Origin of the sequence: Paenibacillus tundrae (genome assembly GCF_030812775.1) — a bacterium.
Taxonomy (GTDB): Bacteria; Bacillota; Bacilli; order Paenibacillales; family Paenibacillaceae; genus Paenibacillus; species Paenibacillus tundrae_A.
This window is the reverse complement of sequence record NZ_JAUSTI010000005.1, coordinates 275,544-289,855: the sequence shown is the minus strand read 5'-3', so window position 1 is coordinate 289,855 and position 14,312 is coordinate 275,544. Positions and strand designations below refer to the sequence as shown.

General features: G+C 48.1%; 12 protein-coding genes. 7 read left to right on the top strand and 5 right to left on the bottom strand.

Features of this window, described 5'->3' with window-relative positions:
- Window positions 1-100 precede the first annotated feature (100 nt).
- Window positions 101-592, bottom strand: coding sequence for a phosphatidylglycerophosphatase A family protein (locus J2T19_RS11625; RefSeq protein ID WP_307215814.1), 492 nt, complete (start codon window positions 590-592; stop codon window positions 101-103).
- A 215-nt stretch (window positions 593-807) separates the two neighbouring features.
- The gene (locus J2T19_RS11620; RefSeq protein WP_307215812.1) at window positions 808-4,821 is read right to left on the bottom strand and encodes a DNA polymerase III subunit alpha; all 4,014 of its coding nucleotides are present in this window, start codon (window positions 4,819-4,821) and stop codon (window positions 808-810) included.
- Between the two features lie 238 nt (window positions 4,822-5,059).
- Here J2T19_RS11620 and J2T19_RS11615 point away from each other — a divergent pair, with 238 nt between their 5' ends.
- The 3 genes from J2T19_RS11615 to J2T19_RS11605 all read left to right on the top strand — a co-directional run bounded on the left by J2T19_RS11615 (window position 5,060) and on the right by J2T19_RS11605 (window position 6,366).
- On the top strand, window positions 5,060-5,389 hold the full coding sequence (locus J2T19_RS11615; protein ID WP_056698247.1) for a YtrH family sporulation protein: 330 nt from the start codon (window positions 5,060-5,062) through the stop codon (window positions 5,387-5,389).
- Between the two features lie 21 nt (window positions 5,390-5,410).
- Complete coding sequence (locus tag J2T19_RS11610) at window positions 5,411-5,899, top strand: sporulation membrane protein YtrI (protein WP_307215810.1); 489 nt, start codon at window positions 5,411-5,413, stop codon at window positions 5,897-5,899.
- Between the two features lie 125 nt (window positions 5,900-6,024).
- Complete coding sequence (locus tag J2T19_RS11605) at window positions 6,025-6,366, top strand: YtpI family protein (protein WP_307215807.1); 342 nt, start codon at window positions 6,025-6,027, stop codon at window positions 6,364-6,366.
- A 160-nt stretch (window positions 6,367-6,526) separates the two neighbouring features.
- Here the strand turns inward: J2T19_RS11605 and J2T19_RS11600 are convergent, their stop codons facing one another.
- The 3 genes from J2T19_RS11600 to J2T19_RS11590 form a co-directional block, all read right to left on the bottom strand.
- Window positions 6,527-7,861: a DRTGG domain-containing protein gene (locus J2T19_RS11600; RefSeq protein WP_307215805.1), complete on the bottom strand. Its 1,335-nt coding sequence runs from the start codon at window positions 7,859-7,861 to the stop codon at window positions 6,527-6,529.
- A 260-nt stretch (window positions 7,862-8,121) separates the two neighbouring features.
- Entirely contained in the window at window positions 8,122-8,406 is a 285-nt protein-coding gene (locus J2T19_RS11595) for a hypothetical protein (protein WP_128101172.1), read from the bottom strand.
- A gap of 150 nt (window positions 8,407-8,556) precedes the next feature.
- Window positions 8,557-8,904, bottom strand: coding sequence for a YlbF/YmcA family competence regulator (locus tag J2T19_RS11590; protein ID WP_145047816.1), 348 nt, complete (start codon window positions 8,902-8,904; stop codon window positions 8,557-8,559).
- Window positions 8,905-9,177: 273 nt separating this feature from the next.
- On the opposite strand from J2T19_RS11590, the gene J2T19_RS11585 reads away from it, so the two are divergent.
- From J2T19_RS11585 to J2T19_RS11570, 4 genes are read left to right on the top strand one after another with little or no spacing between them, the layout of a single operon-like run.
- Window positions 9,178-10,545: a YheC/YheD family endospore coat-associated protein gene (locus J2T19_RS11585; protein WP_307215802.1), complete on the top strand. Its 1,368-nt coding sequence runs from the start codon at window positions 9,178-9,180 to the stop codon at window positions 10,543-10,545.
- Window positions 10,546-10,575: 30 nt separating this feature from the next.
- Window positions 10,576-11,766 carry a YheC/YheD family endospore coat-associated protein gene (locus J2T19_RS11580; RefSeq protein ID WP_307215801.1) on the top strand — a complete coding sequence of 397 codons (1,191 nt, stop codon included), beginning with the start codon at window positions 10,576-10,578 and terminating at the stop codon, window positions 11,764-11,766.
- A 60-nt stretch (window positions 11,767-11,826) separates the two neighbouring features.
- Window positions 11,827-13,200: a YheC/YheD family endospore coat-associated protein gene (locus tag J2T19_RS11575; RefSeq protein ID WP_307215798.1), complete on the top strand. Its 1,374-nt coding sequence runs from the start codon at window positions 11,827-11,829 to the stop codon at window positions 13,198-13,200.
- Window positions 13,200-14,306 (top strand): YheC/YheD family endospore coat-associated protein, encoded by a 1,107-nt coding sequence (locus J2T19_RS11570; RefSeq protein WP_145047820.1) that lies wholly within the window; start codon window positions 13,200-13,202, stop codon window positions 14,304-14,306. The genes J2T19_RS11575 and J2T19_RS11570 overlap by 1 nt, the downstream gene beginning before the upstream one ends.
- Window positions 14,307-14,312 lie beyond the last annotated feature (6 nt).

Sequence of the window (14,312 nt, the reverse complement as noted above, 5' to 3'; positions counted from 1 at the left end):
ACATGCAGGTCTTCCAAGCAACCACTACGACATGGAAGACCTGCACTTCTACCTCTACAAAGGACGTTTCTAACATCACAACCTATACGTAGATGCTCGTTTATACATCACCGGGGTATTGCTTGGCTTTAATATTTTTGTGTGCAATACGAGCGGAAGCTGCTGCTGCAAGCCCTGCAACAAGATCGTCCAGAAACACATGAATGGCGGATCCATGCTCATTCAGGTCATGAATAACGCCTATTTTTTCTTTGTCCAGATAACCAAAGCTAGTTAAACCAATCATACCAAATACATGTGTAATACCAAGAGCTAGAGTCTCGTCCACTCCGTACAAGGATTCGTCTGCTTCCATAATAGCCTGTAGCGGCTGAGGCAACAAACGTTTCTCTGCAAGCTCATCAAGGGCTATGCCTGTGTACAACGTATACTGCACCTCACGTTTTTGCAGTACAGATTTAACACTGATGACACAATCATCCATGGTTAGTTCCGGGTGGTACCCTTTTTGCAGTTGATATACAATCTCCGCGATCGCTTCAATCTGTACACCCCGCCGGGCCAGCATAGCTTCTACGATTTCATATGACATATCTCGACCTCCCGCCTCACTCCCCCGGAGAACCCCAGGTTCTTCGGTGTTCTCAAGTGTATGCAGTACACTCACAAAATGTTCATAAAAAAAGCCTCACTATGTCAATTCAGCCGGTAATAATTAATAAATGAAACACAAAGAAACCTGTCCGGTTGTCACCGAACAGGTTCTTCTTATGTTATGAAGACAGACAGACAAGTTGTCTGCTGAACCTATTTAATTTTGACGGTTCCTTCACCAAGCATGTTCTCCATTTCGGCAAAGAGGGTTGGAGAAGGCTTGATTCGATAGCCGTCACTCAGTGCAAGTAGCTTCTGCTGCTGCTCATAGAAGAGCACAGTGGCTACAGGCCCTGGATGTTGCTCTAGAAGCTGCTTCAATCGCGCTAGCAGCTCGGGCGTCTCCGCCTGAGGGCTAATCTTCACAAACACTCGCTGCTCCACCGTCTGAGGCCGACGAGTCGGCTCCGCACTGCCTGCACCGGGGCGTCCGCTCGGAGCGCTTCTCGCCCCGGCAGTGTCACCCCTTGCAGCATCGCTACCGCGCACTGCTGCAGAGCCTACGCTGCTAGGTTGCGCTCCGGCTCCAACACCCGCACCAGCCGGCTGCTTCGGCGCAGCCGCTGGGCGTGAAGCGCTACCGGGCTTCGCGCGCCGATCGCGACTGCGTAGCTGCTGTTCCAGTGCCGTCGGTGTGAGCGACGCCACCTCCTCAGCCAGCAGCTTAAACCCTTCGTCCTGCTGCTGCACTTTGGCACGCACGACGAGCAGTTCACCTTTCCCGATCACCTGCTGGCTTCGCCGCCATACTTCGGGAAAGAGAACTACTTCACAGCGTTCAATCTGGTCTTCGAGCTCCATGAACGCCATCGCTTTCCCCTGTTTCGTCGTAATCGACTTCACAGAGACAACCATGCCTGCGGCAACCGCCATCGTATCATCGGCCGCCTCGGTCAGTTCCATAATCCGATCTGCACCGCTGGATTCAAGTATTTTCTCAAAGTCATCCAGCGGATGACCCGAGAGGTATAAACCGAGTAATTCACGCTCTAGCTCCAACTGCTGACTCGCAGAGAAAGGTGGAATTTCCGGATATTCAATCTCCCAATTCGGTGTCTCCACAAAATCAAACAATTGAATTTGTAAGTCCTCACGTTCCTTACGCCATTTTAGCGCGGCCTCCACCGTTTCATCCAGCATCGCAAGTAACTGTGCTCGATGACCAGGTAACGAATCAAAAGCTCCCGCTTGGATCAGCGATTCAATTACCCGTTTATTACACACCCGCAGATCGACACGTCGACAAAAGTCGAGCAAGCTGTCAAAAGGTCGTTCCTTACGCACAATCATGATGCTTTCCATCGCTTGGGTACCTACGTTTTTGACTGCAGCAAGACCAAAGCGAATGGCACCTGACCTTGTAAGCGTCTGTGCTCCCTCGTCCAGTTCTGCTGCTGTTCCTGCGGCTGTAAATGAAATCGCCGGCTGTGAAGCTGAGTTCTCTTCATCGCTCGAATGTCCTGCTGTAGCAGCTGTGACAACGCCCGTCCCTTCGGGCTTCACAGAAGGTTCGGTTATGGCAGTGGATGTCTGCCACTCATAATCAGCACCCTCTTCTCCCGGCTCAGGCCCAGGATCATCTGGCAGAGGTGCATCACCGTAGTGTGCATGGTCATAGCCATGACCATGACCATGCATAGCTTCCTCTTTCGTGTTCTCACCGGTTTGAGTTGTAGCATTACTTTCCTGTCGATCAGAAGAAGTAGTAGCAGTAAAGACCGGCGTAAACAAAATACCACTCTCGTTCACATCCGGAGGTAATACCTCAATCTCCATCCGGCGACACTCCACAACATACTCTGCAACTTTCCGGTGGCTACCCATTACAGCTGTCAGCATGGATGCCATAAAATGAACGGGATAATGGGCTTTGAGATACGCCGTTTGGAAAGCCAGTACACCATAAGCAGCGGCATGGGCACGCGGGAAACCGTAGTTTGCAAATTTGACGATCATATCGTAGACCAAATCTGCCTCTGCTTCGCTATACCCCTGTTTCAGGCTACCCTGAACAAAGTGTCCGCGCTCCAGATCCAGCACTTCCCGTTTTTTCTTCGACACAGCTCTGCGCAGCAAGTCGGCTTCACCCAGTGAGAAACCAGCCATTCGCGAAGCAATCTGCATGATTTGCTCCTGATAGACGATAATACCGTAAGTATCTTTCAGGATTGGCTCTAGGTCGGCATGCGGATAATCCACTGCTATTTGACCGTGCTTACCTTGAATATATTTGGATATAAACTCCATTGGGCCTGGACGATACAGAGCCAGCACGGAGATGATATCCTCAAATACGCTAGGTTTCATGTCTTTCATGACACGCCGTATTCCCGCAGACTCTAATTGGAATATGCCCATCGTATCGCCACGCCCCAGCATCTCATACGTCTGTGCATCATCATCCGGTATATGGCGGAAATCTGGCACCTCTTCATGCTCCCCAATCCAACGAAGACATCGCTCAATAATAGAAAGAGTACGTAATCCGAGAAAATCCATTTTGAGCAATCCGATGGCCTCTAAATTCTCCATAGAATACTGCGTCAGAGCCGTACCCTCACTGCCTTCTTGCAGCGGAACAGCGTCTGTCAGCGGATCACGAGAGATGACCACTCCGGCTGCGTGTGTGGAGGCATGACGAGGCATACCTTCTACCTTCATCGCCATATCCAATAGCTCACGTGTTTTCGGTTTGGTCTCATACAAGGTCATCAATTCAGGCGTCGTTTCCATCGCCCGCTGTATATTGATACCTAGCTGAGCCGGAATCAACTTTGCGGCTTTATCTACTTCGCCATATGGCACGTTGAGTGCACGTCCAACATCACGTACTGCTGCACGAGCAGCCATTGTACCAAAGGTAATAATCTGCGCTACATGTGCTTTTCCGTACTTGTCCGCAACATAATCAATGACTTCATCCCGACGTTCATCGCTGAAGTCAATATCGATGTCGGGCATAGAGATCCGTTCAGGATTCAGAAACCGCTCGAAGAGCAGGTTATACTTCATAGGATCAACATCCGTGATTTTCAGCGTGTAGGCTACGATACTACCTGCAGATGAACCCCGACCGGGCCCTGTCACAATATTCTGACGGTGAGCATAAGCGATAAAGTCCCATACGATAAGGAAATAATCGGAGAATCCCATGCTATCAATCACCCGAAGCTCATAATCCAATCGTTGCTCCAGTTCAGAACGCTGCTCCTTGTCCGTCCACCGCACGGTGTTGCTATACCGTTCTTCCATACCTACCTCGCACAATTGACGCAAATACGTAGATGGGCTTTGTCCTTCTGGGAGTGGTCTATATTCAGGCAAAATCGATTTGCCAAACTCCAGCTCTAATTCACAAGAATCGGCAATGCGAACGGTATTGGCTATAGCTTCAGGCACATGAGGGAACAAACGCGCCATGTCTTCCCCACTTTTCAGGTACAGTTGGTTCGTTCCAATCCGCAGCCGAGTTTCATCATCAACAGTTTTACCTGTCCCGATGCAGATCAGCACATCTTGGAGCTCCGCATCCTCTTCTAACAGATAATGAGCATCATTCGTCACTACGAGCGGAATTTCCAGCTCAGCAGCTAATTTCATTAGCTGTGGATTGACACGTTTTTGCTCTGAGAGACCATGATCCTGAAGTTCAAGATAGAAGTCTTCACCGAAAATGTTTTTGTAACGCAGCGCCGCCCGCCGTGCTTCCTCTTCTCGTCCGTGCAACAAATGCTGGGGTACCTCTCCGCCCAGACACGCACTTAAACATATGATGCCCTCGTGGTGTGCCTGCAAGCTCTCCATATCAATCCGTGGCTTATAATGGAAACCTTCCAAATGACCGATCGAACATAGCTTCATCAGATTACGGTAACCTGTCATATTCTTCGCCAGCAAAATCAAATGATGAATCGGCTGATCCTTACGACTCCCCCGCTCTTTGCGAGAGCCTGCAGTCATATACGCCTCACATCCGATAATCGGCTTAATACCCCGTGCTACGCACGCTTTATAAAAAGGAATAGCGCCATACATCACACCGTGATCGGTTAGCGCAAGTGATGTCATTCCGAGATCTGCAGCTCTATCCACGAGATCCGAAATACGCGCAGCGCCGTCCAGCAGACTATACTCACTGTGAACATGCAAATGCACAAAAGAACTCATGTTTTTTCTTCCTTTCGCCTCTATTATTGCAGTAGGCAATAACTTATATAATGAAACAGTTATTTCTGTCCTCTACCTTTTCTATGAACTGTTAATTCATCGATATGGACTAAACACTTTATTATTCTATTTTATCATAACGTCTGGGGGCACGCCCATACAATAGAAGTACAAGCCGCCCTCCTATTCGAACTCGGATATGGGGACGTTTACTGGGCCTGAGAAGGAGTGTTGCTAGATGAGCACATTTTTGTCCAAAGCTATTCTTGATTTTTTTATCGCATTCGGGATCGTACTTGGCGGTGCCATGATTGGAGGGATTGGAGCTGTCATTTCTCTTCAGCCGCCTACACAGACGATGCTAGATATTTCAGGCAAAATAAAAATATGGGCACTTGCAGCGGCAGTCGGAGGTACGATTGATCCCATGCGTGTTATCGAAAGTAATTTCTTTGACGGTAATCTATCACCAGCAGTCAAACAAATCTTGTATCTCATCTCAGCCTTCATGGGCGCTCATATGGGAACCGAACTTGTGAAATGGGTCTGCGGCGGCGGACGTGGCTGATATGGTCACAGGACAAGGTTCATGAGAATCCCGCCGTTCTCCAACTACCGTCCATTAATGCGCATGACCGCTGTTTTTGTCCTTGGTATGATTGCAGGAGCCATTGTTTACAATGCGATATTTCACCTCAGTTACAACACCTTGTGGCTGAACAATCAGGAATTACAGCTACAACTTCATCAGAATGAGAAAGATATCAAAACGCTGAAGAAATATAGTAAACGCCAAACGGTCATCAAAGAAATTAAAGTCCGAGCAGAGGATTCTGACAAGGGGCCAGACGAGGCTTCGTTAAAAGTATTACTGCAAAAGGTCGGCGATGAACTCGAGGCGCTTCGTGGACGAGATGTTTTCAACATCGACGAATATAGTAAAATGACCCGGATTATGTTAAATCAAAAGGTGTATACGGTTCGAGAGAAGGATTATACCGTTCAAGTGAAAACGATGCTAGTGATGGAAGGTGTGCTACAAGTCTGGGTGCAGATTCGTCAACATGTCCCAACGTAACCCACACTATGTAGTTTCACGAATGATTGATTCACGAATACCACAGCAAAAAAACTGCCCTTGTCTGCAAATGACATGATACAATAAGGGCAGTAAATGCTTTCCAGAAAAGGAGCCTGGTATTCGTGTTTATTGAAGTACTCAAGTACAGCCTTATCGCCATCTTCACATTGACCCTGGTCTGTGCCGCCGTGAATAGTATTCGTTCCCATCGAAGCGCACATCCTGCTACCACAGGTGTGTATCGTTCCTGGACAAACATCTGGATGGGTGCAATGCTCATTGTACTGGCTCTAATCCTCATGTTTGTCTTTAGCGGCTCAACATTGGCCATCGTTGTGGAAGCGTTTTTTTTGCTAGTTGGTGCATACAATCTGTTTGCTGGTTTGCGTAACCGTAGTCATTATGCTCGGCTGCAGCAACAGGCAGAAGGCAGATCACCTCATCCATCCAGCCCATCCGTTTAAAGTAACTCACCCTGTCTTTCCATACGTTCGGTTAACAAAAAGAGGATCTCTGCCTACATCAAATACATGTCTGACCGCGCACTCCATAACGGTTGACGTAAACGATGAGGAGGTATCCTCTTTTGGAATTACACCCAATAATATAGTGACCACGACGCTACTACGCATGATCAATGGATTGTAAGGTCATGACCGCTTTGCATACTACACTTCCATCACGTGTAATCACAATGTCCATTTTGCAGGTACGACGGCTTGTCTCCAAAATAATCGGACGAACCAGAATCTGATCTTCGATCTGCACGGGTCTGACGAAATAGGTAGTCACATTATCCACAACATGGTCATTGCCCGTCACGTCCCATGCAGCACGGCGTCCGGCTTGTGTCATGATGTTAAGGAGAACCCCTTCTGAGATCGTTCCAAGATCCGTCGCCATCTGCGGAATAATAAATCCATGAAACATCAGTTCATTCTGCTCTCCGCGTTCTTCGGCGAATCCGTTCCAGATCAGATGATCGAAGGTCTCCCCGAGCTGGGGTTGCTTCTGAGCATCCCGCATCGCCTGAAGGACTTCTTTGCGTGTCACGGAAGCAATTAATTTACGGTTCCGATCCACGATGGGCAGGAAATCAATTCCCTCCCAGGTCATAATCTGAGCAGCCGAAGCGAGAGAGGTCTGCAGTGAGGCTGTAACTGGCCGGCGTACTACACATTTCTCTATGCTCTGATCTTCTTTCAATTCACTCACATCTTTGAGACTCACAATCCCAATAACACGGTTCCATTCATCCACCACAGGAAAGCGATGTTCTCCTGTCTCTGCAACCAGCTTGTGGAAATCCGAGGCTGAACTGGTCACCTTAAGTACCTGAAGTCGTGGTTTCTGACCGATGATATCCTCAACCAGCATAATTTTTTTCTTAATCAGTCGGTCAAAGATCGCTCGGTTGATCATAGAGGCCACAGTGAATGTATCATGTCTGGAAGAGATAATGGGTAGCCCAAGTTCATCAGCAAGCAAACGCACCTCTCGACTTGTTCCAAAGCCCCCAGTAATCAATACACCAGCTCCCTGCTCAAGGGCAAGCGAGTGTGCATTATCACGGTTACCAACAATCAACAAACTTCCTGCATCGATATAACGAGCCATCGCTTGCTCTTTCATCGCACCGATCACGTATTTATGGAGCGGTTTGGCAAGTCCGTCACTGCCGCCGAGCACATGTCCTTCTACAATCGTGACCACATCGGCAAAAGTAAGCTGCTCTGTCATGCCCCGAGGTCTCTTCTCAATTCGAACCGTTCCGATTCTTTCCTTGGTCACAACCATCCCAAAGTTCTCTGCCTCTTTCACCGCGCGGTATGCGGTACCTTCACTTACCCCAAGTTCTCGCGCTAATCCACGAACGGATATTTTACTACCAACCTTCAATTGTTCGATATGCTGTAACAGTTGTTCATGCTTCGTTACATTCTCTTCTTGTCCGTCCAAACTGTACCACCCCCGAAGATGCATCTGTACTATTCTGTATCTATTATAACACGAGCAAAGGAAAATAACCCCATCGTGTCTCCGTATGTATACAACCTCTTTAATAGATCATGAACACCTTCATTTATCTCAAAAAAAGATCGCCAAAAAAGACCGCATCTCCTCACGATAGAAGAGAATACGGTCTTTCTACAATAGCTCCAACTCGTCCACTACGCACCTAACCATGCTTGATCCATTCCGGACTTTTTAAACAATCTCTACACCGATTTACTCTGTTCCTGCTTGTCCATCAGCTTCATTTCCCATTGCCGTAACTTGGCGCGTCTTACCGCTTCAAGAGCACGCTTCTTCTCTTCATCCACACCGAGAATGAAATGTAAGTGAGCACCAATGATTAACATGGAGAATAGCACCCACACGATACCAAAAATGTTCACCCAGTCCATTCCACCTGCGAAGGAAATTCGAGGCAATGCAATAACTAGCATCGACAAGGCAATCAACAGATAGATCACATGTTTTGCTTTTTTCAACCTTTTCACAATTCACAGCTCCTTCGTTCTTGATCGACTCTATATGTCTAGTCTATGAACCGGATCGCTGTAATATGAAAGGTTTGGACAAATCGTTAGGATACATTCATGTAGTCATAACTTGACGTATATACGCATGTGTAGAGCTACTAGATCACCTTATGCTTCTGAGCCACCATACAAGTGACCAAGGCTATCAGCGATAATTTTGTTCACATCTTCAATGATGACACTCAGACGACGCTCAGCATCAAATAGACGACGGATGTTCAGGTTAAGGCTCAGCACCTCAAACAACTTTTCCATTTTCTCCATCTCTTCTGGTGCAGGCATATCCCCGCTCATCATACGTTGTTGCAACTCCATTTGCTGGTCACGGAAGCCATCCAACATACGTTTTGCTTCTGGGTCAGCTTCAATCAACTTCATTGCAGAGGTGATTTCCTCCACCTCGTTGCTTTCTCTCAGGGCTTTCGCCAAATCATTGGCTTTGTCATAAATGTTCACTATAATTCCTCCTCGGATATGAGTTGTTGTTCATTTGTTCATCACATTCTCATCGCAACGTTCATCCGTGTTAATACACGTAAATAACCACTGTCAAACAAGGCAAGTCAAAACAAGCCCTCCATCACCTGACCCGAAGGAAATGCATTTAATCCAAATGGGTCAATCACCAAGGGATATATGTCCTCATATGATGAAGCACATGCCATGTTTTCAGATGCCGCTTTAATTTCGAGATCAGACATCAAGTTGCCGCCCGGAAGGAGATCCGTGATGTCCACAAAAAAAGTAACGATTCAGGTTACCGGCTCGGGCATCTTGCAGGACGACGTCATCATGCTGGGCGAAGGGGTACTCAAAGCATTAAAGATCCCTTCGGGAAGGCCGCTTCAGTTACAATTTGGCTCTTTCCACCGTGAAGTTACCGTCATTCCGGTTCCTCGCTATGACGGTCTACGCATCAATCAGACGGTAGCCAGCCAAACTGGCCTTGTACCCCGCTCTGTGCTTAGCGTATCTTATCGTTCAGCCAGTCGCACGCTGCGCCTTGGTCCCTTCATCAGTGTGTTGGTTAGCCAGGATTACCCCGATCAGCCTGATCGACCCTTCGGCTCCATCACGATGTTCTGTCATGAACTGGTGAACGCCTGCCGGAAGCAAGGCGCCTATGTATCCTTCTTTACGCCAGAGGATATTGGAACGGTCAAGGGTCAAATGCGAGGCTGGGTGTACGATGACGGCTGGAAAAAGACCGTTCTGCCTGTAGCAGATGTCGTCAATAACCGGCTGACGTCCCGTAAGCTTGAGAACAAACCTAGCGTACAGCATTTCATGAAAGAAGTAAAATCGCTCTACGGTACACAAACCTTTAATGAAAAATTTCTGGACAAAAATGAAGTGTTTGATGCTTTGAAGTCCATCACAACGCTCAAAAAAGTGATGCCGGAATCTCATCTGCTCAAAACTTCTTCCATGCTCAAAGCGATGTGCAACCGATATCCCGTCGTTTTCCTTAAGCCTGTTCGCGGCTCTCTGGGCAAAGGGATCATTCGAGTATCCCGCCAGAACGATGGAAGCTTCCTCACTTTAGCTACAAGCGTTGGAGGCACTCGTAAGCAGACCTATACTTCATTGGATAAACTGTATGCCAGTCTGTCTGGAAAAATGAAAACAACTCGTTATCAGATTCAGCAGGGACTGACCTTGATCGATAATAGCGGCAGACCTGTAGACTTCCGTGCTCTGGTGCAGAAAAACAAAGTTGGCAAATGGAGTGTCACTTCAATTGTTGCCCGCATTGCTGGTGGAAGTCACTATGTCTCCAATCTGGCAAGAGGCGGGAGTCTAAGCACCGTCAAGGAAGCTGTCGCCAAAACGGCATTGTCTAGTGCTGCCAAAGCTTCAGCTTACGCTGGGCTGCACACGGCTGCACTGGATATTGCGAAAGGCATTGAGCAAGCGATTCCCGCTCATTTTGGTGAACTCGGGATTGACTTAGCCCTAGACACCACAGGACGTGTGTGGCTGCTGGAAGTCAACTCGAAGCCATCTAAAAATGATAATACACCGCTAAGCGAGAGCAAAATCCGACCTTCGGTCAAAGCGATGTTGGAATATTCAAGCTATCTCGCTGGATTCTGAAGAGTCATCTAGAACAGGAGGTGTAGAGCAATGTTCCCATGGCATCCGCCCAAAACCATGGCGATACTGGTTCGTGGCGAGGAAGCAACCTCTCCCTTCGCAGATGAACTCTTCTGCAGGCGTCTTAGTTTGGAAAGTCCGAAGTTTAATCTCAATATATTCGTGCTCGTCATATCGAGCGAGTTGACACGCACACTGCCTAAACATGGATATGTGTACCGGCACGGAGTATGGAAGAAAGCTCCTATTCCCGAGATTCATCTGCTGATGGATCGCTGCTTGCGACCTATCCCCAAACAAACACGACAACAGCTTCACCATCTTGTGTGGTCAACTAGTGGACAGCGACCGAGTTACTGGTCAACTTCGTTACCTGGCAAATGGAAGGTGCATCGGGCGTTATCACACGAACCGGCGCTGCGTTCCTTACTCACGCCCACGCTCCTCCTACAACCCGGTGTGAAGTGGGAGCCTTGGTTAAAGCGCTGGCCATCAGGACTGTTCTTCAAGCCGGTGGCTGGAACTCACGGACGGGATACCTTCAGACTCGTTTCAGAAGCAGGCCGTTCTTGGATCGTAGATGGTCGAGACTCCCACAATGAGAGGTTTAGCTATTCACTGTATACGTATCAATCAGTACATGACTGGGTCGAATCATCTATGACCCGCCACAGAATGATTATGCAGCCTTACCTTAATCTAAGCCATCACGGGCATCCATTCGATATTCGAGCCCTAGTACAAAAAAATGGTCACGGGCAATGGTCCCTGACCGGATGTATGGTGCGAGAAGGTATCGAGGGATCACTCACTTCTAATTTACATGGTGGAGGTACAGCACATCCTGTGCATTCATATCTGATGGATCGATATGGTTCATCTCATACCGCTATTTTGCTGGAGAGGATCAAGCAGGCGGCTACTCTAATTCCTCCGCTGCTGGAGAGCCGATTTGGCCGGCTGGCTGAACTTGGCATTGATTTCGGAGCAGACACTGACGGCCGTCTCTGGCTGCTCGAAGTGAATTCCAAACCAGGTCGATCCGCATTCGCAATGGCGGATAATCCGCAGATGCATACACTGACGTATACCGAACCACTTGCCTATGCTCGTTATTTGCTGCAACAACATGTTCTCACGGACGTCTACCGTCCAACAATGAAAATGCCGAATACATCCAGCAAAGCTGGCCTGAAACCCATCCAGATTCACGGCGGCTAAGGCCTGCAGCGCCCGCTTGCCATGGAGCCGAAGGTTCTTTTCAGGATAGGAGGATAAATCATGAGTTTGACCTTTTGCAATCTGCATTTCACTCAACAGCCGGATAAGGTGGTATATGTGTCCAACGCATTAATGAAGAGCCTCAATCTGTCTGGTAAAAAAACGATACATCTGCGATTTGGTCGAGACCGCGTACCTGCTACGATCAAACCTATTAAGAAGGCGGGGAAACACCTCTATCTCGCCTCAGGCATCCGCAATCTGATGAATGTCCCCAAACGTGGGAGCATCTACTTGCGCAACCTGCAGAACGATGAGGTTCAGCTTGGACCACTGATCGGTGTATTGTCTGACGGTCCAGCGACCAGTACGAATCCGTTCGGTTCTCGTACCGGCTTTATCAAACAATTGCTTCGTGAAGGAAGTCGTAAATCTTATATTTATGCCTTCACACCACGAGATATCAATTGGTCAAATGAGACGGTATCTGGATACTTTCTGAATGAAAATGGTAGCTTTGTACGCAAAACTGTACCGTTGCCGGATGTTGTATATAATCGGTTGCCGAGCCGACGTTCCGATTTTTCACCTGCGATTAACCAGTTGCGCGAACGGTTCATCCGCCGGAAAATTCCTTTCTTCAACTGGAGCTTTTTTAACAAATCGGATATCTATAAATTGCTGGAGAATGATCCGTCCGCAGGGCGTTATATTCCTGAATCCATTACGAATCCGACAGTGGAGCAAATGAAAGAAATGCTCGAGCGCCATCAATTTGTCTATTATAAGCCAACGGCTGGAAGTCTCGGCAACGGGATTTATCGTTTGACCTACTCACCCAAACGGGGATATTTCGCACGTTATCGCAAAAAAAGCGGCAATGCACTTTTGCGTTTTGGCTCGTTCAGTAGCTTGATGCGGATGCTGCAAGGCAGACATGGCAAGCAGCTCCGTGGTTACGTCGTTCAGCAGGGAATCCGTCTTATTGAAATCGATGAATGCCCGATTGATTTTCGTTTTCACATGCACAAAAACGGCAGCAATCAGTGGGTCGTCGTTGGCATCGGCGCCAAGAAGGCAGGTCGGGGTAGCGTAACAACACATATCAAAAACGGCGGCTCTCTAATGACCCCTGAGCAGGCGCTCAGCCGTAACTTCGGTGACCGCGCGGGAGAAGTGCTAGGGCAGGCCAAATCCGTCGCTATTACACTGGCCCAGGCGATTGAAACCCAGCACCAGCATTTGATTGGTGAGATTGGCTTTGATCTGGGCATTGATCAGGAGGAACATGTATGGATGTTCGAAGCGAACGCCAAACCCGGACGCTCCATTTTCCGTCACCCTTCACTCCGAGTGGAGGGAAAATCATCAGTGGAGCACATCTTGGAACATTGCCTATACTTGAGCAAATTCCGGAAGAAGGACGACATTTGATGAGCCTTCACGATGATTTTAAACCTGTCATTGCCGTGTTGACGATGCATGATGATCAACGGATGTTCAGGGGAAATCATCAAAATTTTCAAGACATTATTCAAACCGGAGAAAGTATGGGGTATGTGGTCTACATCGTGACTGTCCGTGATCTGAATGTGGCTGGCTCGACCGTCAAAGGCTACATCTACAACAAAGGAAGTGGAAAATGGACTTCACAGTCCTTCCCACTTCCCCATGTCCTGTATAATCGCATACCGAACCGGGAAGATGAGCGCAAACCGTCGGTTCAACGTAAAATCGCTGAATGCATGGAATCTGGGATCGAGTTATATAATCCTTTTTTCTTCAACAAGTGGAATCTATTTGAATGGCTCAAGAAGTCGAAATCGACTCAAAACCTAATACCTTATACTCGCCGTATGCGCAGTGCATCCGCACTTGCTACTGTGCTCAAATCCTATCCTTATCTATACTTGAAACCCGAAAGCGGCAAAGCGGGAAAAGGTATCATGATGCTCAAGTTTCAAGAGAAGGATCGGCTCCCTTATCGGCTCAAAGTCCAAAGTTCTAGAAAAAGCACCACATACAAAACTGCTACACTCGCCAAGTTGTGGGCTCGCATCCGTAGAGAGACGGGTCATACCCCGTACATTATGCAGCAAGGCATTGAACTCGCTTCTTCTCGTAAACGCCCTTTCGATCTACGGGTACTTGTGCAGAAGAATAGTAAAGGTCAATGGAGTGTTACGGGCGTCGGTGCGAGGTTGGCCGGTTCCCGTAGCATCACGACACATGTCCCTCGCGGAGGCAGTGTGGAGGATCCCGAAAAGCTGCTGACTGAGCTCTTCGGTGAGGAGTTAAGCACCACGCTAATGAAGAGGGTGAAATCAACCTCGCTGATGATTGCTAGGCAAGTCGAACGTGGATCGGGGCACACCCTTGGCGAGATGTCCATGGATCTTGGGGTGGATGATCTCGGCGAGATCTGGTTTTTTGAAGCTAATGCAAAGCCTATGAAATTCGATGAACCACAGATCAGACGTAGGTCGCTGGAACGCATTTTCCACTACAGTGCCTATCTTGCCCGTCAGTCCAAACGTTAACTCTTA